The sequence below is a fragment of the Nannocystis sp. RBIL2 genome (assembly GCF_026626745.1).
GTDB lineage: Bacteria > Myxococcota_A > Polyangia > Nannocystales > Nannocystaceae > Nannocystis.
The window spans coordinates 3,472,741-3,494,601 of the sequence record NZ_JAPNJW010000001.1; the positions used below are offsets into that span (position 1 = coordinate 3,472,741).

Here is a 21,861-nt window from a genome sequence, read left to right on the forward strand (position 1 = left end):
ACCATGGGCAAGACCACCGATTCCGCCAGCCCCCGCCGCGAGCGAGCGGGCTTGGCCTGCATCGTCCGCCATCGCTCGTTTCCGGCCCGCGTGCCGCCGCCGCCGCGACCTCGCGCGCCGGACTCATGCGTGGCGCCCGCGCGACCGATGCGCTCCCTCGGACATCGGTATGCGCAATCGCAGCGAATCGCCGCGAGCGAGCAGCAGTCGACTCGACCCGCTCGCCTTCACCACTGTCCGTGGCTCGCACGGCCGTCGTCACCGCCGCGACACTGACCCACGCGTCACCGCCTCCGCGAATGTCATGACTCCCTTCAGCCTCGCCCCTTCGCCGTCCCCACGCCAGTTCACGACCGCAGCGGCTGCGGTCGACGCGACGCGCCCGCAGCTCGCTCCGCGCCGCGTCAACCTACCCGCGCAGCTGCGGCAGCACCCGCGCCGCGAAGTCCTCGATAAACCGCCGCTGTTCGCGTCCGACATGATGGAGCGACACCAGGTCGACGCCGAGCTCCGCGTCGCGCGCCAGCCACTCGACGTGGCGCGACGGATCGGCCGCCACGCGCACCGGGCCGCGCATCGCCTCCGGCGTCACGAACGCCGCTGCCGCCTCGAATTGCGCCGGCGTGCGCAACTCAGCCAGCACGTCGCTGGCGAACACGTTGGTGCGCCACTGCTCCCACGCCCCGCGCAGCGCCGCCGCCTCGCCGGCCGCGTAGGCCAGCTGCACCTTGAGGTGGACCGGCTTGCCCTGGCCGCCGCCCTCGCGGAACGCCTCGATCACCCGCGCGTGCCCCTGGTCCGGCTGCGCCGCGGTGATGAGCCCGTCGGCCCAGCTCCCGAGCCAGCGCGCGGTCTCGGCGGTCAGCGCCGCCCCGAACAATTGCGGCGGCTCGCGCGGCCGCGAGTACAACTTCGCCGCCTCGACGCGCACGAGCCCGCGGTGCGTCACAGTCTCGCCGGCCCACAGCGCGCGCATGACGTCGGCGCACGCGCGCAGTCGTTCGTTGCGCCGCGGCTTGGTCGGCCACGGCTCGCCGGTGATGCCCTCGTTGAGCTGCTCGCCGCTGCCGATCGCCAGCCAGAAGCGGCCGGGGAACAGCTCGAGCAGCGTCGCCACTGCCTGCGCCAGCACTGCAGGGTGGTAGCGCTGCCCCGGGGCAGTGACCACGCCGAAGCCGCACGTCGTCGCCTGCAGCGCCGCGCCGAGCCACGTCCACGCGTGGCCGCTGTGGCCCTGCGCCTCGCTCCACGGGTGAAAATGATCCGAGCAGGTGACCGCGTCGAAGCCCGCCGCCTCGGCCGCGCGCGCCAGCGCCAACAGCTCGCTCGGCGCGAACTGCTCGTGAGAGCAGTGATACGCCAGCCTCACGCGCACGCCCCCACGCTGCGCTCGCGCGCCGGCGGGACCGCGAACGTCCGCGTCTCGCCCGGTCCGACCTCCTCCGCGCGGCCGTCGACGCGCACCGTCACCGCGTGCTCCGCGTCGTCGTCGACGCGCACCGTCACGCAGTCGTTGCGCACCGCCAGCGACAGCCACGCGCAGCGGTGCCGCAGCCGGAACGACACGCTCTTCAGCTCGTCGGGCAGCGCCGGCCGCAGCCACAGCGCCCCCTCGCGCGCCTCGAGCCCGGTGTAACAGCGCTGGAAGATGTCGATCGTGCCGGCCATCGCCCCGAGGTGGATGCCCTCCGCGGTCGTCCCGCCCTGGATGTCGCCGAGGTCGCTGCCCAGCGCCTCGCGCAGCATCTGCCACGAGTGGGCCGGATCGCAGCGCGCCAGCACCCACGCGTGCACCACCCGCGACAGCGTCGAGCCGTGCGACGTCCGCTGCAAGTAATAGCGGGTGTTGCGGGCCAGCATCCCCTCGTCCCACGCGTAGCCCAGGCCGGTGAAGATCGCCCGCAGCTCCTCCGGCGCGAGCAAGTAGAACAGCATCAATACGTCGGCCTGCTTCGACACCTTGTAGCGATTGGCCGAGTCGCCCTCGGCCTCGAGGATGTTGTCGAGCCGGTGGATGTCGTCGCGGTAGCGGGCGCGGTACAGGTCCCAGTCGAACTCTGCCAGCCGCTCGTAGCCCTCGAACTGGCTGATGAGGCCCTCGCCGTGGAACGGCACGAACATGCGGCGGGCGACGTCCTCCCAGGCCGCGCGCTCGTCGGCGCCGAGCCCCAGCTTGTCGATCAGCGACTGCCGCGCCCCCGCGGGCAGCAGCTCCAGCGCCTGGCGGGCGCGCATCAACGTCCACACCGCCATGACGTTGGTGTAGGCGTTGTTGTCGAGCCCGGGGCGGGGCGCGTCGGGGTAAGCGTCGTGAAACTCGTCGGGGCCGCCGACCCCGCGGATCACGAAGCGCTCGCGCTGCGGGTCGAACTCGGCCGCGCTGGCCCAGAAGCGGGCGATCTCCACCAACATCTCGGCGCCGTGATCGACCATGAATTCGCGGTCGCCGGTGATCTCGTAATAATGCCAGACGTTGTAGGCCACGGCCGCGCCGATGTGCCGCTGCAACGAGCTGTTGTCGGCGATCCACCGGCCCGAGCGCGAGTTCTTGCGCCGCGGCTCGCTGACCTCGCGGCCGTCGCTGGCGCTGCGCCACGGGAACATCGCCCCGCGCAGGCCGGCCTCGCGGGCCGCAGCGCGCGCGGCCGGCAGGCGGCGGAAGCGGTACAGCAGCAGCGAGCGCGCCAGCTCGGGCAAGCGGTAGGCGAGCACCGGGAAGATGAACAGCTCGTCCCAGAACACGTGCCCGCGGTAGCCCTCGCCGTGCCAGCCGCGCCCGGGGATCCCGGCGTCGAGGCCGATCGTGCGCGGCGAGACCGTCTGCAGGATGTGGAACAGGTGCAGGCGCAGGGTCGTCGTCGTCGCCTGCTCGTCCTCGACGTCGACGTCGAAGCGGTCCCACAGCTCGGCCCACGCGCGCGTATGCGCCGGCAGCAGCCCCGCGAAGTCGTCGGCGCTCGCGACCGCCTGGGTGGCCGCCTCGAGCGGCTCGCGGATGGTGCGATCGTGGCGGGCGTACAGCGCCGCGATCTTCTCGAGAGTCACGCGCCCGGCGGTCTGCAGCTCCACATCCGCCTGCAGCGCCACCGCCTTCGCCCCCTCGATGCGCGCCTCCAGCGGCCCGACCTCGCCGCCCTCGACGAACACGCGCGTGCGCGTCGCCAGGGCGAACTCGAGGCGCGAGCCGCAAGTGCGCGCCCGCAGCGTCAACAGGCCCGCGCCCGGCGCCGCGACCTCGAACTGCTCGAGGTGGTCGCCGTCGGCCCCGCGGTACTCGGAGGCGTTGGCGTTCGTCACCTGTCCGTCGAGCCAGGAGCGCAGGTGGACCTCGGCGCCCGCGCCCTCGACCTCGAGCTGCAGTTGCTGCGCCGCCAGGTGCGTCTCCCCGAGGTGGACCAGCCGCCGCTCGGTCAGCGTCGCCCGTCGGCCGTCGAGCTCGAAGCGGACCCGGCGGATCAGGAGCCCCTGGCGCAGATCGAGCTCCTGGCGATATTCGAGCACCTCGGCCCGCGCGAGCGAGAACCACTCGCCCTCGGCGAGGCCGACGTCGACGCGGACCCAGTTGGGGAGATTGACGAGACCCTCGTGGTGCAGCGATTGCCCGTCGACCACGCTGGTCTTGTGATTGTAAAGCCCGGCGCGGTAAGTACCCGGATAGTGCGGCCCGCCCGCGGCCGCCCAGGGCACCGCGCCGCGGGTGACGAAGTGGCCGTTGCCGAGCGCGCACAGGGCCTCGCGTTGCCCCTCGTGCTCCTCGTCGAAGGACTCGTAGACGATCGACCACGGCGCCAGCCGGGCCCCGTCGCGGTCGTGCGGGCTCATCGGACCCGCTCCCGCCCGCCGCGGGCCCGCTCGAGCTGCCCGCGATCGGGGTAGGACTGCTGCGACCCGTAGACCGTGCACGCCAGGCTCGACGCCGCCGCCGCGAACTTGACCGCCTGCAGCAGCTCCTGCCGCTCGAGCAGCGCCACCCCGAGCGCCCCCGCGAACGCGTCGCCCGCCCCCGTCTTGTCGACGACCTCGATGTCGAGCGGCGCCACGAACTCGCGTCGGTCCGCGCTCACCAGCGCCGCTCCGCCGTCGGGCAGCTTGACGCACGCGACCCCGACGCCGCGCGCGACCAGCTCCTCGCCGGCCCGCACCGCGTCGGCCTCGGACTCGACGGCGAAGCCGAGCAGGCCGCGCGTCTCCTCGGGGTTGGGGGTGATGACGTCGACCATCGCGTAGAGGTCGTCGGGCATGCGCTCGGCCGGCGATGGATCGAGCAAGACCTTGAACCCCCGCGCCTGGGCCGCACGAACCGCCGCGCGGACCACCGCGACCGGCACCTCGAGGTCGACCGTCAGCACCGAACCAGCCGGCGCCGCCTCCACGACCTTCACCGCCGCCTCGATCTCGCCGTCGCCCCACGCGTCGTTGGCGTTGGCCGCCAGCAAGATCGTCTTGTCGCCGTCGGCCCGCAACACGATCATCGACAGCGCAGTCGCCTGCCCCGCGACCTTCACCACCGGCGAGACGTCGACCCCGACGTCCCGCGGGCCGCGCAGCACCTCCTCGCCGAAGTCGTCGTCGCCGACATGTCCCAAAAGACATGCGCGCACGCCGAGCCGGCACGCCAAAAAGGCGCGGTTGGCCGCCTTGCCGCCGCCCGTGCGGAGCAGGTCGCGGACCGGCAAGGTCTCGCCCGGCCCCGGCCAGCGGTCGGCGCGGACCTGCAGATCGAGGTTGATGCTGCCCAGCGCGAGCAGGATGGGATCGTCGGCGCTCATCTTTTAAAAAGTCCTCCGAGTCGGGGCCGCAGGACCGCGGCGCGGGTCAGGCCGGGAACGCGATCGTGGTGATGAGCGCGTTCTCGGCCTGGCGCGAGTCGAGGCGAGTGTGCTGGACCACGATCGGCTGATCCGACTCGATCACGCACGAGAAGTCGGTGGCCCGCGGGATCGACTCCGGATCGTCGAGGTCGTTGAAGCGCACGTGTCGCGTGCGCCGGGCCGGCACCGTCACCCGGTACGGCCCCGCCGGCTCGCGATCGGCGAAGTAGATCGTGAATCGTACTTGCGCGTCGCGGTCCGAGGCGTTGAGGATCGAGGCCGTCTCGTGGCTCGTCATCTCGGGCTCGGGGCCGTGGCTCCCCTGGGGAATGTACCCGTCGGCGATGGCCCAGCGACGATGACCCAGCGGTGTGTCGTTCACGCGGGGACGGTGAGCGGTGTTTTCACCGCGCGCAAGCCGTCCGCCGCGGGCCTCGCCACGGCTCGGGTCGGCGGTGCCCCAATCGTCGCACATGGTCGAGCCCGCTGGTTCCGCGGTCCCTGCGCGAGCGCTCGCGCCTTTTGTCCGGAGCCGCGTCCGTGGTCCCGCGCGCCGCTTCTTCGCGGTGTATGCATTGCCCGGACCCGGCCGTCGCCAAAGGCTGCCGCGCCATGACAACGAACAAAGCCGCCCAGAAGGTCCGTTACGCCGTGGTCGGCGCCGGCAACATCGCGCAGGTCGCGGTCCTGCCCGCGTTCGCCAACGCCGAGGAGAATTCCGAGCTGGTCGCGCTCGTCTCCGGCGACCCCGTCAAGCGCGAGGCCCTGCCCGAGCGCTACGCCAGCATCGAGGCCCTCGGCGACTACCGCGAATTCGAGGACGTGCTGCGACGCGCCCGCGTCGACGCAGTCTTCGTCGCCACCCCGAACACCCACCACCGCGAGTTCACCGAGCGCGCCGCGAAGCTGGGCGTCCACGTCCTCTGCGAGAAGCCGATGGCGCCGACGGTGGCCGACTGCGAGGCGATGATCGGCGTGTGCCGCGAGCACCGCGTCAAGCTGATGATCGCCTACCGCCTCCACTTCGAGGCCGCCAACCTGCAGGCGATCGAGGCCCTCAAGGGCGGCAAGATCGGCGACCCGCGGATGTTCAGCTCCCTGTTCACCCAGCAGGTCCGGCCCGGCGACATCCGCACCCGCGCCGAGCTCGCCGGCGGCGCCCTCCTCGACCTCGGCGTCTATCCGATCAACGCCGTCCGCTACCTGTTCCGCGAGGAGCCGATCGAGGTCCTCGCCGCAGTGTCGAGCAGCGGCGACGCGCGCTTCGAGGGCGTCGACGAGACGACCACCGCGGTCCTCCGCTTCGCCAGCGGCCGCGTCGCCCAGCTCACCGTCAGCCTCGGCGGCTCGTCGATGGGTTATTATCGGGTCGTCGGCACCGAGGGCGACCTCTACGCCGACCCGATCTACGACTACGAGCAGGGCCTGAAGTTCGTGCTCACCACCGAGGGCAAGAGCCGCGAGCACAAGTTCCCCCCGCGCGATCAGTTCGCGCCCGAGCTCGTCGAGTTCTCGCGCTGCGTGCTCGAGGACCGCGAGCCCGAGCCGTCGGGCGAGGAGGGCCTGGCCGACATCCGGGTGGTCGAGGCGATCTTGCAATCGGCCCGCAGCGGCCGCGCGGTCCAGCTGCCGCCGTGGTCGCGCGCGCAGCGGCCCGACGCCGGCCAGGAGCAGCGCAAGCCGCCCGTCGATCCGCCCGAGCCGATCCGCGCGCCGTCGCCGACGATCCGCTGAGTCGAGCGAGCGCACGAGCGACGCGCCGTCGACGGACGCGTCGCTGCGCTCCCCTCGAGCACCGCGAGGGCGAGCGCAGGCCCCGAGGTGAGGCGTGCGCCCCTCGGCTGACCACGACCGCGGACAAGCCCCTCGGAGCGGGCCTGACATTCGCAGCGCCGCGCGTGCGTCCACGCAGGGTCGGCTCGCCGCGAGGGCCCTTGCCGGAGGCGGCGGACAGCGGTGAAGTCGCGGCATGCATCGCTTCAGCTTGCCCCTCACTGCATTTGCGATCGCGCTCGTCGGCTGCGGCGACGACGACTCCGCCGTCTCGGCCAGCCAGACCCAGGGCACCACCGCGACGACGACGGCGCCCGACACTCAGGGCACCGCCACGACCGACGCGGCGCCGACGACCTCGACCACCGACGCCTCCGGCACCGGCACCGCGTCCGACTCGACGACGACGCCGTCCACCACCACCGACGCGAGCACGACGACCACCACGTCGGAGACCGGCGTCGTCAGCACGACCACCGACACCACCACCGGCACCACCGACGCGTGCACCTGCAACCCCGGCGACATCAGCGGCTGCGACCGCGACGGCCAGCAGCTCGTGTGTCAGGACGACTGTCAGACCGTCGCGCCCGAGCCTTGCCCCGGCGGCGGGCAATGTGTCGACGGCGCGTGTCCGGCCACCTTCTGCAACCCCGGCCAGAAGGTGTGCGAGGGCGAGGACGCCTACAAGGAATGCAACGAGCAGGGCGACGCCTGGCTGCCGCCGGTGGACTGCGCGCCCGAGGAGACCTGCGCCGGCGGCCAGTGCCTGTCGCTGTGCAGCCTGGCCGAGGAGACCCCGAGCTCGGTCGGCTGCTCGTTCTTCGCGGTGCGCCAGGACAACTACGACTACGCGAACGTCGACTCCCTGGTGGTCGGCAACACCTCGAAGACCAAGACCGCCTCGGTCCAGCTCTACTTCACGCCCGACGGCACCAACAACGAGCAGCCGTCCGGCGCTCCGACCAACCTCCTGCCCGGCGTGACCCTGCAGTTCCAGCTGACCAATCCGACCTTCAACAAGACCTCGGCGCTGCGCAAGGGCGGCGTCTACCGCGTGCAGAGCTCGATCCCGATCGTCGCGTACCAGCACTCGCCGATCACCGCCCAGGCCACCAACGACTCGTCGATGCTGCTGCCCGAGCACGCCCTGCGGCAGGACCACGTCATCACCGCCTATGGTGACACCGTGTTCGGCGAGGATCGCCCCAGCTACTTCAACATCGTCGCCACCGCCGACACCACCGTCGTGCAGTGGACCCCGCCGATCGGCACCGTCGCCGGCGCCGGCGTGCCCGCGGTCGCGGCCAACCAGACCGGCACCGTGACGATGAACCGCTTCGACGTCCTGCAGGTCCGCGCGCCCAACGACGCCGACCTGTCCGGCACCTTCGTCCACGGCGACAAGCCGATCTGGGTCATCGGCGCCGTCAACTGCGCCAACGTGCCCGCCAACGTCTTCTTCTGCGATCACCTCGAGGAGCAGGTGATCCCGCTCGACTATTGGGGCAAGCAGTACATCGGCGCCCACTCGCCCAAGCGCGGCTCCGAGAAGCACTACTGGCGCGTCTACGCGGGCGAGGACCAGACCACGATCACGACCACCCCGGCCCAGCCGGGCACCCCGTTCACGCTGAACAAGGGCCAGTGGAAGGAGCTCGTGATCCCGAACAACACCAGCTTCGTGTTCGACGGCGACAAGCCGTTCATGCCGGTGCAGTACCTCGAGGGCGAGAGCGGCGGCGCCGGCACGGGCGACCCTGCGATGTATCAGATGGTCCCGGTCGAGCAATTCCTCGACCGCTACGCCTTCGTCACCGGCATCGGCTACGACATCCATTTCGCGCAGATCATCCGCCTCGCCGGCAACCCCGACGTCGTCATCGACGGCCAGGTCGTCGCCGGCTACTACGCCGTCGGCGGCTACGAAGTCGCCGACTTCCCGATCTCCGAGGGAGCCCACCTGGCCGAGAGCGACGCGCCGTTCGGGATCCTCAACATCGGCTACACGCAGGTGACGTCCTACGCGTATCCGGGCGGGCTGAAGCTCAAGATCATCAACCCGCAGTGAGACGGGCGCGGGCCGCGATCACCGGCGTGAGGGCGCCGGCGACCTGCGACGAACGGGGCGGCCTGCTCATCGGTTCGGGTCCTGATCGCCAGGGCCCCGCCGCGCGCGCCCGTCGGCTACTTGGTCCTCTTCTTGTTCGCTGCCGACTTCTTCGTCGGCTTCTTCGCCCCGGTCTTTTTCGCGGCCTTCTTCACCCCGGTCTTCTTCGCGCCCGCCTTCTTCGCGGCCTTCTTCGCGCCCGCCTTCTTCGCCGCCTTCTTGGCGCCTGACTTCTTCGCCGACTTCTTCGCGCCCGACTTCTTCGCCGACTTCTTCGCGCCCGACTTCTTCGCCGCCTTCTTGGCGCCCGACTTCTTCGCCGCCTTCTTGGCGCCCGACTTCTTCGCCGCCTTCTTGGCGCCTGACTTCTTCGCCGCCTTCTTGGCGCCTGACTTCTTCGCCGACTTCTTCGCGGCTTTCTTCGCCCCCGCCTTCTTCGCCGCCTTCTTCACGGCCTTCTTCGCCCCCGCCTTCTTCGCGCTCCGGGCCGCGCGAGCCGGGGGATCTTCGCGCTCTGCGAGCTGGCGCAGCTCGAACGAGTCGTAGGGCAGGTCGAACTCCTGAAAAACTTCCGAGTGATTGACGAAGTTCGGGAACGCGTCGACCACGTCCGCGCAGGCGCGCAGCGCCCGGCGTTGCACCTCCGACAGCCGCTCGGGCTCGCCGTCGGGGAAGAGCACGAAGAAGAGCGTCTCCAGCGTCGTCACCTGCGACAGCGGGTCTTGCTCGCGCAGCGTCTCCGTCAGCGCGTCCATGTGGCGTGCGAGCACCTCCTCGGGCAGATTGGCGCGCGCGACCGTGGCCACGTCCCCTTCGAAGAACGGCGCCAGCTCGGTGAACGAATCTTCGATCGGCGAACCGTCGATCGCGTACGGCTCGATCGCCGCGATCCACTCCGGCGCCGGCTTCTTCGCGCGCGAGCCCAGCAGCACCGCCAGCAGGAAGCGCACCATCGGGTCGCTCTCGGCCGCGAACGCCGCCTCGAACGCCGCCCGCGACGCCTCCTTGCTGGCCGTCATCCCCAGCCCCATCGCCGCGCGACCGCGGTCGGCCGGCGTCGCGCCCGCTCGCAACCGGCGCGCGAACCACTCGATCACCTCTCGCTCGCCGCGCCCCGCGTGCGCCATCAAAAAAGCACCTGCGTGCGCCAGCGTCTCGTCCTCGCCGGACGCCAGCGCCACGAAGCGCGCCAGCGACGGGTGCATCGCCGTCATCCACGCCTCGTACGGCTTGCGCGCCTCGGTGATGTACGCCAACTGCAGCACGGCGACCAGGAAGTCGATCACGCGCCGCTCCACGGCCGGCCGCGACGCCTGCAGCGGCAGCATCGTCGCCAGCGCGGTCGCCACCCGATACGTCGCCGGGTACACGCTGTTTTGGTGCTCGATCTCCGGCCAGATTCTCTCGAGCGAATACTCCGCGATCGCCGGATCGTCCGCGAGCACCCCCTTCACGTACAGCGGCAGCTCCTTGCCGTCTCCGAACGCCGTCTCGACCCGCGCCCACGAGACCGGGCCGAGGGCGGCCACCAGCTCGGGCGACGCTTCCAGGCGATGCAGCGCCGCCGCCACGAGCTCCTCCTCGTGGGCCTGGCGGAACGCCTCGCGCACGCTCGACGGATCGTCCTGCGTGCTCTCCACTTCATAGCTGGCGAAGCTCGGCAGGAAGCAGTCCCAATGATCGTACTCGTTGAGATCGTGCTCGCTGTCGGTCGCCAGAGTCAGCTCCGCCGCGCCCGTCGCGTCGTGCAGCGTCCACACGCCGTTGCCCTCGCCCGTCGACGCGTACGAGACCAGCAGCGCGCCGGAGAGGTCGTAGTATTCGACCTTGGTCGGCGGCTGCTTGGGGTCGGCGCTCGAGATCACCTCGAACACCAGGCGGTCGTCGTAATAGCGGCGCTCGTGGTGCGGCGCGACCTCCTCCATGCGCACCGAGTACAGCCTCTGCCCCTGCGCGTCGAAGAACGTCTCCGTGCGGTCCTTGTCCCCGTTGCGGTAGAGCGTCGCGCTGCGGACCGCCGGCGGGTCGGTGTCGCCATAATAAAACGACTGGACCATGTCGCCGTCGTCCGCCCACCGCTTGGACATCCACAGCTGGCCGCTCCTGTACGTGTCCTCCTCGCGGGGCGTGCCTGCGGGCTCGTGCAAGCTGCGCTCGCCGAGCACGCCGTTGCGGTCCCACAGGCGCCGCTCCCCGCGGAGATCGCCGGTCACCAGCGCGCTCCGCTGCAGCACCCACCCCTGCTCGTCCGGATGATAAAACGCCTCCGCCGGCACGTTCGCCGGCCGCGGCGGCAGCGGATCGCCGTAGCGCCCCACCGGCCGCCCTTGCGCGTCGAAGGTCCGCTCCGTCACGATGTAACCGTCGTCGTCGAACTCGCGCTCCATGACGCGTACTGCCTCGCCGAGGTCCGGGTCCCAGTACTTGTCCTCCGGCGACGGCCCCTCCAGCCGCGTCCACCGCATCAGCCCGGTCCACACGTCTTTCAAAAGGTTCTTCGCCCCGCGCTGCGACTCCGAGCCGTCCGGGTGGAAGCGCCGATACTCGAGCCGCTGCGTCCCGTCGCCCCACTCCTCGACGCACTCGACCTCGCCGTTCGCCCGCCACGACGTCCACGTGCCGACGCGCCGGCCGCTCGGATCCTTGGGGCCCGAGTTCCAGACGTCGTCCTCCCAGAACGCGTCGGCAGGCAGGTGGGCGGGCTTCTGCGGGTGCTTCGACATGGCCGGCAGAGTGTCCGCCTCACCCCACGCTGTCAACCCGAACGCGGGCATGCGCCCATTCGCGCATGTCCCCGCGGACCTATCCCATCGGCCAGGTCATGATTCACGGCTCGGAGACAATCATGAGAGCCGAAGTGCGAGGGGTCGGCTCGCTCTCCAGCGAATCATGAGCGCGGCGCCGCCGAATCACTCTCGTCCGGCGCGCGCCGATTCTCAGGCCCTGGTGAGCCCCGTCGGGCACGACACGCCCGTCCCGCCGATCCCGCAATAGCCGCCCGGGTTCTTCTCCAGGTACTGCTGATGGTAATCCTCCGCATAATAGAACGTCGGAGCCGGCAGCACCTCGGTCGTGATCTCGCCGAACGCCGCGTCGAGCAGGCGCTTCTGGTACGCGTCGCGCGACGCCTCCGCGGCCTGCTTCTGCGCCTCGCTGGTGTAGTAGATGCCGGAGCGGTACTGAGTGCCGACGTCGTTGCCCTGGCGCATGCCCTGGGTCGGGTCGTGGTTCTCCCAGAACACGCGCAGGAGCTCCTCGAAGCGGACGCGCGACGGATCGAAGACCACCTGGACGACCTCGTTGTGGCCGGTGCGGCCGCTGCACACCTCACGGTAGGTCGGGTTCGGGGTGTAGCCGGCGGCGTAGCCGACCTGCGTCGAGATCACGCCGGGCACCTGCCAGAACTTCTTCTCGGCGCCCCAGAAGCAGCCCATGCCGAAGATGGCGATCTCGGCGCCGGCCGGGAACGGCGGCGACATCGGCCCGCCGAGGACCGCGTGCTGCGCGGCGACCGACATGGGCGTGTCGCGACCGGGGAGCGCCTCTTGCGGGCGCGGCATTCGGAGCTTGTCGGACGAGGCGAACCAGGACATCCCCCGCAGGGTGACGCATGGCGGCGGCCACGGCCAGCGCCTCCGGCTCCGGCGGGGCTGCGTGCCGGATCGCGCACGCCGGGGCGGGCCGGCGGCCGGGCGCATCCGGGCGGCTCTGCTATATCTTCGCCCCTCCCCCGCATGTCCACACTCACTCGCGACCGGCTCGTCACGTCCCTGCAGCAGCTCAGCCAAAGCGGCGGGGCCGACAACAAACTGGTCGTCGTCGCGGGGGACTACTACGTGGTGGTCCACGGCCGCCTGGGCGGCTCCGACCTGGCGGTCGAGGTCGTGTCCAACTTCTACCTCGGCGGCCCGTCCCAGCTGACGCCGGCGCGGCTGCGGTCGCTCGGCGATCGCGGCTACTTCGAGCGCAGCGGCTACAACAACTTGTTCCGCGACGTCCGCCTCACCGGCGCCGACGCGGCCGGCAAGCTGGCCGACGAGCTGCTGGCGCTGTTCGCCCAGATCTTCGGCGTCGAGGCCGACGCGCCGGCGAGCTTCGAGCTGCAGCTCGGCGACCCCGAGCCCACGCGCAACCCCGACCTGGTGCGGGCGATGAAGGCCCTGGCGGTGCGCCGCGACATGGACGCGCGCCAGCGGGTCTACGTCGCGGTGATGAACGCGACCTTCCTGATGCCGGTCAACCCGGCGGGCCGCATCAGCGACGAGCCGCTCGAGGTCGACCGCCTCGGCAACTTCCCGGTCATCGCCGCCTTCACCGAGGCCGACTCCCTGCGCCTGTGGCAGCCCAAGGGCTGGCCGTTCGCGCTGATCCCCGGCGCGCGTCTGGTCCCGCTGGCGGTGTCGCGCCGGGTCGGCTCGCTGCTGGTGAACCCGCGCGGCAACGTCGGCGGCGAGCTCTACATCAACGAGCTCGAGGCGATCGAGGGCGCGCTGCGCCGCCGCAACAACTGAGCGATGGAGGGCGAGTTCTCGCGCGCCGCGACGCTGACCGCCGACGAGCGGCGCGAGCTGTACGCGCGCCGCGACGGCCCGGGCGTCCTGCGCTTCGCCGTCCAGCTGGGCCTGCTGCTCGCCGCGGCGATCGCCACGGTCGCGCTCGCCGACGCCGACGCGCTCGTGTTCTGGCCGGTGTTCGCGGCCTACTGCGTGCTCCTGGCCTCGATGTTCGCGCCGACGCACGAGGCCGGCCACGGCACCGCGTTCGCCAGCAAGCGGCTCAATCGCCTGGTGCTGCGGATCGCCGGCAACCTGTCGCTGCTACCGCCCACCGCCTTCGTGGCCTTCCACTTCGAGCACCACCGCAAGACCCACGAGGTCGGCGACCCGGAGGTCCCCGGCGGCAACCTCGAGCTGGCGGCCTGGCCCAGGAACCCGATCGCGGCGCTGATCGTGCTCAGCGGCCTGCCGCTGCTGCTCGCCAAGCTGGCCGCGCTGGTCAACCTCGCCGTGCCGCGCGGGCCGAAGTGGTTTTTGAAATGGATGCCGTGGTTGCCGGAGGCCCAGCGCCCGGCGACGATCCGCGAGGCCCGCTTCATGCTCGCCGGCCTCGCCGCGCTGGCGCTCCTGGCGTGGTTGGTGTGGCCGCCGTTTTGGTGGCTGCTGGCCGGCGGCGCCGGGGCGCACGTGGTGCTCGGGCCCTACCTCGCCGCCGAGCACACCGGCATGCCGACCGAAGGCGACGTGCTCGCGCGGACCCGATCGATCCGCAGCAACGCCGTCGTCAGGTGGCTGTTCTGGAACATGCCCTACCACGCCGAGCACCACGGCTGGCCCGCGGTGCCGTTCCACGCCGTGCCGGCCCTGCACCGCCGCGTCGCCGCCGGGCTGCCGCGGCGCTACCGCGGCTACCTTCACGTCTACCTGGCCGCGCTGCGCGGGCGCTGAGCCAGGGGACATGCTCCCGAGAGCATGTCCATCGAGACATGTTCCATCGAGCATGCCCCCGAGGGCAGGTTACTTCTTCGGCGCGAACGCGACCTGGACCACCCGGCCGCTCTCGACCTGGCCGGGCGTCACGTCCTGCGACACTGCGACGCCCGAGCCGGTTGCGCGCAGCTCGACCTTGGCGCGGCCGGCGAGGTCGACCGCCTGGGCGAGGGTGAGGCCGGTGAAGTCGGGCATGCCGGTGGTGATCTTCGGGTGGGCGGCGGCGCCGCTGCCTCGCTCCTCGACGCCGGGCAGCGACGGCTCGACGTCGATGTCGGCGAGCACGCCGAGCGCGGCCTCCATCTGCTTGGCGGCGACGACCACCGGCTTGGGCGGCGGCGGCGTCTTGCCGTCGTCGCGGGGCACGCCGAGGTGGGTCATGATCTGCGCGCCGAGGCGGGCGAAGCTCGGGGCGGCGACGTCGTTGCCGTAGTGGGCGCCCTCGGGCACGTCGACCGACACCAGGATCACCACCCGCGGCGCGCGGGCCGGCAGCGCGCCGATGAAGCTCGAGTAGTACATGCCGTCGGCGTAGCCCTTGCTGCCGGCCTTCTGCGCCGTCGAGGTCTTGCCGGCGACCAGGTAGCCGTCGACGTGGGCGTTCTCGCCGGTGCCGAGCGCGGTGTGGACGACGTCCTCGAGCATGCGCATCACCGTCTTGGCGGTCGCGCTGCGGACCAGGCGCTCGCCCTCGGGCGCGTGCTCCCACACGGTGCCGCCGTGCGCGTCGAGGATCTTCTGCACGATGGTGGGGTCGTGATAGACGCCGTCGTTGGCCAGCGCGCCGAAGGCCGCGGTCACCTGCAGCGGCGACGCGGCCATGCCCTGGCCGAACGAGATGTTGGCCATCTGGATGTCGGACCACTTCTCCGGCGGCGCCAAAAGGCCCGCGGTCGCGCCGGGCAGCTGGACCCCGGGGCGCTCGCCGAAGTGGAACTTCTTGACCCACTTCGACAGCGTCTGCTTGCCCAGGCGGTCGGCGATCTTGGTCGTGCAGATGTTCGACGACGCCGCCAGGATCTCGGTCACCGTCAGCCACTCGGCCGGGTGCGCGTCGTGGATCGTGTTGCGCGGCGTGTACTTCCAGCGGCCCTTCTCGCAGTAGAACGTCTCGTTCTCGCGCACCGCCCCGAGCTCGAGCGCGGCCGCGACGGTCACGGCCTTGAGCGTCGAGCCCGGCTCGTACGCGGCCTGGACCGCCAGGTTCTGCGTCTGGTGGGCGCTCTGGACCGGGTGGTTGGGGTCGTAGGTCGGCCGGTTGGCCATGGCGAGGATCTCGCCGTTGCGCGGGTCGAGCACCAGGATCGAGGTGCCGACCGGGTTCCACTGGCGGACGAGGGTGTTGATCTCCTCCTCGACCATCGCCTGGATCTGCGAGTCGATCGTCAGCACCACGGTGTCGCCGCGCGCGACCCCGGGGTCGGGCACGCCGTCGACCAGCAGCTTCTTGCCGGCCGCGAAGTAGGCCGGCGACAGCGCCTCGCGCCCGCGCAGCTGCATGTCGAGGCCGAGCTCGACGCCGGCGGTGCCGCTGCCCTGCGCGCCGACGCGGCCGAGCACGTGCGAGGCCAGGAGCCCGCGCGGGTACACGCGCGCGGTCGACGGCTCGAACGACACGCCCGGGATGCCCTTAGCCTGCAGCGTCTTCACCTGCGCGTCCGACAGCGGCAGGCGCAGCAGGCGGTAGGCCTTGTCCTTGGCGATCTCCTCGCGCAGGTAGTCGGCGCTCTCGTCGGGCTCGATCTCCAGCACCGCCTCGATCAGCGCCTCCTCGGCCGCGCGCGCGCGCACGAGCCGGGGGTTGATGGCGATCTTGTGCACGCGGTCGTCGACCGCCAGGGTCATGAAGTCGCGGTCGACGATCTCGCCGCGGCTGGCCGCCAGCTTGAAGCTGCGCAGCTGCTGGCGGTTGCCCTGCTCGGCGTAGGCCTCGTGCTCGACGGTGGCGAGCCGCGTCGCCTTGACCCCGGCGCCGACCAGCGCGGCGCAGATCGCCGCGCCGACCAGCGACGCGCGCCGCCCGACCGCCCGCATGTCGCTCGCCATCGGCGCGGGGATCAGGTTCTTGCGCATGATGTTGCCGCGGTTTTCGGACATGTTCGATCCGCCCTGTCTCATCCGCCCTGTCTCGAGGGACCTGTCTGCTTGGACTCGTCGCGCAGCCGGATCGCCTGCAGCCGGTCCGGCGTGGCCGGCACCATCTGCATGCGCCCCGCCGCGACGTCCTCGATGTAGTCGGGGTGGCGCAGGTAGGCCCGCTCGGCCTCGAGCCGGCGCTTCTCGTCGAGCAGGCGCCCGTGCTCCGCGGTCAGCTCGGCGATGTCGGCCCCGAGCTCGAGCACCCGCGCCCGCGTCCGCACCTGCACCACGCCGGCCGCGGTGAGCAGCCCGAGCGCCAGCATCAACACCAGGGGCAGCCCGGTCGGCCGGCGCGGCGGGGGCGGCGGCAGGCGGTCGTCGGCGCGCTGGAAGCCGTGCTCGAAGCTCGCCGGCGCCCCGCCGCGCCGCACGTTGCCGGTGCGCGGAGGATGGGTCGTCGGCGTCATGGCAGCGCGCGCTCCAGGACGCGCAGCCGGCTGCTGCGGCTGCGCGGGTTGGCGGCGATCTCGGCCTCGCCGGGCGCGGCGCCCTGGCGGTAGCCGGCGGGCACGACGAAGCGCGGCCGCGGCAGGTCGCGCGCGGCGATCGGCAGCCCGGCGGGCGGCTGCTCGGCGCGGGCGAGCGCGGTGAAGCGCTGCTTGGTCGCGCGGTCCTCGAGCGAGTGGAAGGTGATGATGCCGAGGCGGCCGCCGACCTGCAGCAGTTCGGGCGCGGCGGCGAGGAGGCGGTCGAGCTCGCCGAGCTCGTCGTTGACGCGGATCCGCAGCGCCTGGAAGGTGCGCGTGGCCGGGTGGATCCGCAGCCCCAGCTTGCGCCGCTGCGGCGCGCTCATCGCTGCGGCCACGACCTTCGCCAGCACCCCGGTGGTGGTCGGCCGCACCGCCACGATCGCGGTGGCGATCCGCCCGGCGTCGGGCTCCTCGCCGTAGTCCCGCAGGATCTGAGCGAGCTCGCCGGCGCTGATGTCGGCCAGCAGCTGCGAGGCCGACAACCCGCGGCTCGGGTCCATCCGCATGTCGAGCGGCGCGTCGGCCTGGAACGAGAAGCCGCGCGCGCCCGTGTCGAGCTGGTGTGAGGACACTCCCAGGTCGGCGAGGATGGCCGTCGCCGCGGTCACGCCGGCGGCTTCGAGCACCTCGGGCAGGCGGCCGAAGCTCGAATGCACGAGCTCGACGTCGTCCGGCAGCTTCCGGCGCGCCTCGGCCAGCGCCTCCTCGTCGCGGTCGAGCGCGATGGCCCGCAGCTTGGGCCCGTCGGGTCGGGCGTCCGCGTAGGCGGCCAGCATGGCCAGCGTGTGCCCAGCCCCACCACAGGTAGCGTCGACGAACACCGGCGCCTCGGCGCGCAGGAGCGCCGGCGCCAGCGCCTCGCACACCTCGCGGACCAGTACCGGCCTGTGGAACTCGGAGGACATCGCGCGCGCCAGGCGGGTGTGACAGCGCTCGCCGGCCCGGTCAAAAAACAGGCCGGTCGAGCCCCGGGGCCGGCCGCGCGGGCGATTCGGGCGCCCCGCCCGACCGGACTCGACTGCGGACGGGCCCGCGCGCGGGTAAATTTGTCCCGAGAAAACAATATCTTGGGCACTTTTTCATTGACCCCCCGGGGCCAAAATTTGTAGGTTGCGCTGCCTTATTTCGAGGGAGCCCGCCGTGCTTTCGACGCGGATGAAGAATTATCGCCAGCTCTTCGAGTCCTCGGAGCTCCTCTGGGAAAAGCTCGGGATGCTCAACGCCGCTCAGCGGCGCAACTTCGACGAGCGCTTCATGATGTCGTGGATCTTCCACGACTTCGCCCTCGAGGGGCAGATGCTGTCGGTCGCAGAGATCAAGGCCGCCATCGACGACGAGATCATCTCGACGCCGAGCCTGATCCCCGCGTATCTGCACGTCAAAGCGGTCCGCGACGGCATCTACATGTTGCTCGAGACCCGCGGCAAGCGCCTGCAGCTGTCGCTGGAGTGGCTGAAGAAGCTGCACCAGACTCTGCTGCCGCAGGGCAAGAAGGATCAGGTCCAGTACCGCAAGGACAACCCGATCCACCGCATGTACTTCCACGACCTCGCGCCGGCCGACAAGATCAGCTACCGCATGCGCAAGCTGACCGACTGGTTCCGCACCGAGGAGTGCCGCAAGGCCCATCCGATCGAGCTGGCGGTCGAGGTCCACCGCGAGCTCATCCGGATCTTCCCGTGGCCGGACATCAGCGGGCGCGTGGCGCGCTTGGCGATGAACGCCATCCTCATCGCCGAGAACTACTGGCCGTGCATCCTGCACCACAACGAGCGCCAGACCTACTACGACGTGCTCAGGCTCGATCAGGACCAACTGCTGCAGCTCGTCCTCGACAGCATGGACGAGGGGATCCGCTCGTCGAGTCGGCTCTACCAGAGCATTGTTGATTCCTCGCGGGCGTGACATGCAATAGGCACCGCATGCCCGTGCCGAACAACCTCCAGGCCCGACCGCTGCGCGTCGTTCGCGGTGCGCAGGTGTTCGCCCGAGCCCGCTTGCCCTCGCGCCACGGCGAGTTCGAGATCGTCTCGTTCATCGACGACGTCGGCCGCACCCTCGACGACGTGGCGATCGTCCGCGGCGACGTCCGCGGTCGCACCGAGGTGCCGACGCGGATCCACTCCGAGTGCCTGACCGGCGACGTGTTCGGCTCGTTCCGCTGCGACTGCCGCGACCAGCTCGAGCTCGCGCTGCAGCGGATCGCCGGGCGCGACGCCGGGATCATCCTGTACCTCCGCCAGGAGGGCCGCGGGATCGGCATCGCCCAGAAGATCCGCGCCTACCACCTCCAGGAGCAGGGCCTCGACACCGTCGAGGCCAACCTCCACATGGGCTTCGACGATGACCTCCGCGACTACTCGGTCGCCGCCGCGATGCTGCGCGCCCTCGAGGTCGGCTCGGTCGTGCTCCACACCAACAACATGAGCAAGGTCGCCGGCCTGCAGCAGGGCGGCGTCACCGTCGCCCGCCGGGAGCCGCTGATCGCCGAGGCCCGCGAGCAGAACCGCCACTACCTGGCGACCAAGCGCGACAAGAGCGGCCACCTGCTCTGACGAGCATGCCCGATCGGGCATGGCGCCATGGCCATGTCGATCGGGACATGCTCCTTCGGGCAGGCTGCTTCTGGGCTCGCGCTCACGAGCAGTCGCCGGGGGCTCCGTAGATCTTGGCGGCCGCGATCCCGTCGTTCTCCGACAGCACGGGCGCCCAGCCGGCCGCCCCGCCGCACTGCGGGTAGTGCATCACCGATTCGCTGTCGTACGGGGTGAGCGGGCGCCAGGACAGGTTCTCGAAGCAGCGCCGGCCGGCCTCGGGGCGGGTGTGCTCGTGGCGGAAGCCGAGCGCGTGGCCGACCTCGTGGCGGAGGATCCCCGTCAGCGTCAGCGGCTCGTCGACCGTGAACGATGAGCGATCGATCCGGATGTTCCGCTGCGAGCGCCGGTTGCTGGGGAAGAACGCGCGCGCGAGGTACTGCTGGCCGGAGATCGGCCGGACGTCGAACAGGACCTGGGTGTTGCGGTCGTCGCACCGGTCATCCTCGGTGAGGACGTGGCGGAATTCGACCCCGGCGACCTCCGCCCACGTCGAGGTCGCCTGCTCCATCGCTGCCACCACCTCCGCGTAGCGGCCGCCGAAGTCCCGCGACACGCAATAGCTGATGTCGCAGCGCAGCTTCTTGTTCCAGATCGCGTCCTCCCCCATCTCCAGGTGGACGATGAGCTCGCCGCCGGTGCCGGCGTTGGCCAGGTTCTCGGTGGCCTGCTTGTCGTCATGGGCGCCGAGGATCGCCTCGTAGAATCGCAGCAGCTCCTCCTTCGAATAGATCGCCAGGTCACCGTCGACGATATAGGCCCCTGTCGCTGTCTCGCGGGTCGTACAGCGCTCGAATTCCGCGAATGACGGCGCCACTTCGAAGTCGCACGATTTCGGCGTCTGCGCTGCCGAAGGCTCCTGGCAGGCCCCTGCGACGACGATAATCGAGGCACCGATGATTCTGAGTGTTTTTGACCGCATGATATCCACGCGCCTCACTTCCTGTGAGGATGAATCATGCGAAGCGAGGGTGAACCCGCAAACAGTACGGTGATCGCCGTCACGGCGGATTCGCTGGCCCGGATGACCTCGATTCGGCGCCCGAATCGCCTCTCGGCGGGTCCGGCGGCCCACTTCGGTCGTCCCCGACGCTCCCTGCGGAGGCGCACGCGCGGCGCTCGGGTTCATCGATTCCGTCGAGCTCAAGACGCTCGTACCGCGGCGCGGCCGTCGATGAATCGATCGTTCCTCACGCGCCGCCGGGCCCGCCACGGCGCTCTGCACGACGCCGTGGCGCCCGTTTCGCCTGCGAGTGGGTCGGAGTCGAGCGCGACGTCGAGGACGCGGGCCGAAGCGCCGCCAGGCGCCTCGGCTCGCGTCGCGCGGCATTTCAGCTCGCCTTCGGTCCCTTCAAAACGAGCCGTCCGTCATAGGCGTTGGCGTACTGCAGGTCGATCACGTCGCCGCAGGTCGCTTCCCCGAGCACGAGGAACTCCGCGCTCGAGGCGTCGTACGTCGGGTCTTCCTCCTTGCGCTGCAACAGCTTCTCGCTGAAATCCAGCTTGGAGCGCAGGGCAGCGGCATCCTCTCCCTCGACTTCGCCGCCGCTCGCGTCCGTGCCTACGCAGGCGAGCACGCAAGCGCCGACGACGACGATCGCCCCGCATCTGCCCTCGCTCGCACGACCGAGGGCACGTTCCTTAACACCAGTCATTCCTACCTCCTGCCGGCTCTCGACATTGAGAGCCCGCCGCCCGAAGTCTGGAGCGCGAATGCGCAAAGTGTCCAGCGCCCTCGACAGCCGCTGGCAGTGGTTTTTACGCGCGTCTGACCGGCGCCAAGAGGTTGCCCGCCCGCACCTTCGCGGCCGCGCGCGAGCCGCCGGAAAAGACCCATCCTGAGGACGCTCGATCTTTCGCGGCCTCATGTCACGGTCTGTGCCCGAGGAGCCATCACCCATGCTGACGACGATTGCCATCGCCATCGCCCTGGGGGTCGCTCTCGCCGAGGTCGCCCCCACCTACGAGATCGTGGCGCCGCGGACGAGCGACACCAGCGGCGCCCTGGAAGAATGCGGCTACCCCGTCGAGACCGACGCGTTCACGATCGCGGCGGCGGAGCTCCTCGGCGACGAGCTGCAGGTCCGCGTCACGTACCGCGGCGGTTGTCTCGCGCACGCGTTCTCGTACTGCTGGGACGGGAGCTTCCGCGAGTCGTATCCGGTGCAGGCGTTCACCGCGATCGATCACGCGGCGAACGACGACTCGTGCAAGCTCGAGATGACCGAGCCGCTTTCGTTCGACCTGAGCGGGCTCAAGAGCGTCTTTCAGAAGCTCTACCGGAGGCCGCACGGCCAGGTCGTGATCCGCCTGACCGGCTGGGAAGACCTGCTCTACGCGTTCTAGCGCCCGACGCGCTGCCATGCGCGCCGCCTCGATGGAGCCTGTCCCTTCGGACATGCCTTCATGCGCATGTTTCAAGAGACATGCCATGCGCACCGCCGCTGCGGCCGCGGCTCCTGGAGCGCAGGCGGCGTG

At 70.9% G+C, this 21,861-nt stretch carries 18 protein-coding genes; 7 read left to right on the forward strand and 11 right to left on the reverse strand.

What is annotated here, in order from left to right; translation table 11 throughout:
• Positions 1–409: 409 nt before the first annotated feature.
• Genes OV090_RS13570 through OV090_RS13585 form a run of 4 tightly spaced genes read right to left on the reverse strand, consistent with a single transcriptional unit; the run spans position 410 to position 5,193 of the window.
• Positions 410–1,375, reverse strand: coding sequence for a TIGR03885 family FMN-dependent LLM class oxidoreductase (locus tag OV090_RS13570; RefSeq protein WP_267704038.1), 966 nt, complete (start codon positions 1,373–1,375; stop codon positions 410–412).
• The gene (locus OV090_RS13575; RefSeq protein ID WP_267704039.1) at positions 1,366–3,822 is read right to left on the reverse strand and encodes a glycosyl hydrolase family 65 protein; all 2,457 of its coding nucleotides are present in this window, start codon (positions 3,820–3,822) and stop codon (positions 1,366–1,368) included. The genes OV090_RS13570 and OV090_RS13575 overlap by 10 nt, the downstream gene beginning before the upstream one ends.
• Positions 3,819–4,769, reverse strand: a complete 951-nt coding sequence (locus OV090_RS13580) for a ribokinase (RefSeq protein ID WP_267704040.1) — start codon at positions 4,767–4,769, stop codon at positions 3,819–3,821. Before OV090_RS13580 ends, OV090_RS13575 begins: the two co-directional genes overlap by 4 nt.
• A gap of 46 nt (positions 4,770–4,815) precedes the next feature.
• Entirely contained in the window at positions 4,816–5,193 is a 378-nt protein-coding gene (locus tag OV090_RS13585; RefSeq protein WP_267704041.1) for a sensory rhodopsin transducer, read from the reverse strand.
• A 230-nt stretch (positions 5,194–5,423) separates the two neighbouring features.
• Here OV090_RS13585 and OV090_RS13590 point away from each other — a divergent pair, with 230 nt between their 5' ends.
• Complete coding sequence (locus OV090_RS13590) at positions 5,424–6,545, forward strand: Gfo/Idh/MocA family oxidoreductase (protein ID WP_267704042.1); 1,122 nt, start codon at positions 5,424–5,426, stop codon at positions 6,543–6,545.
• A gap of 235 nt (positions 6,546–6,780) precedes the next feature.
• Positions 6,781–8,655 carry an IgGFc-binding protein gene (locus tag OV090_RS13595; RefSeq protein ID WP_267704043.1) on the forward strand — a complete coding sequence of 625 codons (1,875 nt, stop codon included), beginning with the start codon at positions 6,781–6,783 and terminating at the stop codon, positions 8,653–8,655.
• 116 nt (positions 8,656–8,771) lie between these two features.
• Here OV090_RS13595 and OV090_RS13600 read toward each other — a convergent pair whose 3' ends face one another.
• Both OV090_RS13600 and msrA read right to left on the reverse strand, forming a co-directional pair.
• Positions 8,772–11,417, reverse strand: a complete 2,646-nt coding sequence (locus OV090_RS13600; RefSeq protein ID WP_267704044.1) for a hypothetical protein — start codon at positions 11,415–11,417, stop codon at positions 8,772–8,774.
• 213 nt (positions 11,418–11,630) lie between these two features.
• A complete protein-coding gene (gene msrA / locus OV090_RS13605) occupies positions 11,631–12,287 on the reverse strand; it encodes a peptide-methionine (S)-S-oxide reductase MsrA (protein WP_267704045.1) in 657 nt (218 codons plus the stop codon).
• A gap of 141 nt (positions 12,288–12,428) precedes the next feature.
• Here msrA and OV090_RS13610 point away from each other — a divergent pair, with 141 nt between their 5' ends.
• Positions 12,429–13,205 carry an SseB family protein gene (locus tag OV090_RS13610; protein ID WP_267704046.1) on the forward strand — a complete coding sequence of 259 codons (777 nt, stop codon included), beginning with the start codon at positions 12,429–12,431 and terminating at the stop codon, positions 13,203–13,205.
• A 3-nt stretch (positions 13,206–13,208) separates the two neighbouring features.
• Positions 13,209–14,138, forward strand: coding sequence for a fatty acid desaturase (locus OV090_RS13615; RefSeq protein ID WP_267704047.1), 930 nt, complete (start codon positions 13,209–13,211; stop codon positions 14,136–14,138).
• A gap of 69 nt (positions 14,139–14,207) precedes the next feature.
• Here OV090_RS13615 and OV090_RS13620 read toward each other — a convergent pair whose 3' ends face one another.
• The 3 genes from OV090_RS13620 to rsmH are packed head-to-tail and all read right to left on the reverse strand — an operon-like array spanning position 14,208 to position 17,694.
• Complete coding sequence (locus tag OV090_RS13620; protein ID WP_267704048.1) at positions 14,208–16,277, reverse strand: penicillin-binding protein; 2,070 nt, start codon at positions 16,275–16,277, stop codon at positions 14,208–14,210.
• A gap of 17 nt (positions 16,278–16,294) precedes the next feature.
• Positions 16,295–16,726 (reverse strand): cell division protein FtsL, encoded by a 432-nt coding sequence (locus tag OV090_RS13625; protein ID WP_267704049.1) that lies wholly within the window; start codon positions 16,724–16,726, stop codon positions 16,295–16,297.
• A complete protein-coding gene (rsmH, locus tag OV090_RS13630) occupies positions 16,723–17,694 on the reverse strand; it encodes a 16S rRNA (cytosine(1402)-N(4))-methyltransferase RsmH (RefSeq protein WP_267704050.1) in 972 nt (323 codons plus the stop codon). The genes OV090_RS13625 and rsmH overlap by 4 nt, the downstream gene beginning before the upstream one ends.
• A gap of 235 nt (positions 17,695–17,929) precedes the next feature.
• On the opposite strand from rsmH, the gene OV090_RS13635 reads away from it, so the two are divergent.
• Both OV090_RS13635 and ribA read left to right on the forward strand, forming a co-directional pair.
• Positions 17,930–18,694, forward strand: a complete 765-nt coding sequence (locus tag OV090_RS13635) for a Fic family protein (protein WP_267704051.1) — start codon at positions 17,930–17,932, stop codon at positions 18,692–18,694.
• A gap of 17 nt (positions 18,695–18,711) precedes the next feature.
• Positions 18,712–19,344 (forward strand): GTP cyclohydrolase II, encoded by a 633-nt coding sequence (gene ribA / locus OV090_RS13640; protein ID WP_267704052.1) that lies wholly within the window; start codon positions 18,712–18,714, stop codon positions 19,342–19,344.
• Between the two features lie 82 nt (positions 19,345–19,426).
• On the opposite strand, the gene OV090_RS13645 is transcribed toward ribA, so the two are convergent.
• The gene (locus OV090_RS13645; RefSeq protein WP_267704053.1) at positions 19,427–20,200 is read right to left on the reverse strand and encodes a M57 family metalloprotease; all 774 of its coding nucleotides are present in this window, start codon (positions 20,198–20,200) and stop codon (positions 19,427–19,429) included.
• A 514-nt stretch (positions 20,201–20,714) separates the two neighbouring features.
• On the reverse strand, positions 20,715–20,960 hold the full coding sequence (locus OV090_RS13650; protein WP_267704054.1) for a hypothetical protein: 246 nt from the start codon (positions 20,958–20,960) through the stop codon (positions 20,715–20,717).
• Between the two features lie 322 nt (positions 20,961–21,282).
• Between OV090_RS13650 and OV090_RS13655 the strand changes: the two genes are divergently transcribed.
• Positions 21,283–21,729 carry a hypothetical protein gene (locus tag OV090_RS13655; protein ID WP_267704055.1) on the forward strand — a complete coding sequence of 149 codons (447 nt, stop codon included), beginning with the start codon at positions 21,283–21,285 and terminating at the stop codon, positions 21,727–21,729.
• The last annotated feature ends 132 nt before the right edge of the window (positions 21,730–21,861 follow it).

What these genes read in the sequence shown, in the direction of transcription:
- msrA (WP_267704045.1), bottom strand. Translation starts at nt 12,287, where the DNA reads ATGTCCTGGTTCGCCTCGTCCGACAAGCTCCGAATGCCGCGCCCGCAA.
- OV090_RS13610 (WP_267704046.1), top strand. Translation starts at nt 12,429, where the DNA reads ATGTCCACACTCACTCGCGACCGGCTCGTCACGTCCCTGCAGCAGCTC.
- OV090_RS13600 (WP_267704044.1), bottom strand. Translation starts at nt 11,417, where the DNA reads ATGTCGAAGCACCCGCAGAAGCCCGCCCACCTGCCTGCCGACGCGTTC.
- OV090_RS13590 (WP_267704042.1), top strand. Translation starts at nt 5,424, where the DNA reads ATGACAACGAACAAAGCCGCCCAGAAGGTCCGTTACGCCGTGGTCGGC.
- OV090_RS13655 (WP_267704055.1), top strand. Translation starts at nt 21,283, where the DNA reads ATGCTGACGACGATTGCCATCGCCATCGCCCTGGGGGTCGCTCTCGCC.
- ribA (WP_267704052.1), top strand. Translation starts at nt 18,712, where the DNA reads ATGCCCGTGCCGAACAACCTCCAGGCCCGACCGCTGCGCGTCGTTCGC.
- OV090_RS13615 (WP_267704047.1), top strand. Translation starts at nt 13,209, where the DNA reads ATGGAGGGCGAGTTCTCGCGCGCCGCGACGCTGACCGCCGACGAGCGG.
- OV090_RS13625 (WP_267704049.1), bottom strand. Translation starts at nt 16,726, where the DNA reads ATGACGCCGACGACCCATCCTCCGCGCACCGGCAACGTGCGGCGCGGC.
- OV090_RS13620 (WP_267704048.1), bottom strand. Translation starts at nt 16,277, where the DNA reads ATGTCCGAAAACCGCGGCAACATCATGCGCAAGAACCTGATCCCCGCG.
- OV090_RS13595 (WP_267704043.1), top strand. Translation starts at nt 6,781, where the DNA reads ATGCATCGCTTCAGCTTGCCCCTCACTGCATTTGCGATCGCGCTCGTC.
- OV090_RS13580 (WP_267704040.1), bottom strand. Translation starts at nt 4,769, where the DNA reads ATGAGCGCCGACGATCCCATCCTGCTCGCGCTGGGCAGCATCAACCTC.
- OV090_RS13575 (WP_267704039.1), bottom strand. Translation starts at nt 3,822, where the DNA reads ATGAGCCCGCACGACCGCGACGGGGCCCGGCTGGCGCCGTGGTCGATC.
- rsmH (WP_267704050.1), bottom strand. Translation starts at nt 17,694, where the DNA reads ATGTCCTCCGAGTTCCACAGGCCGGTACTGGTCCGCGAGGTGTGCGAG.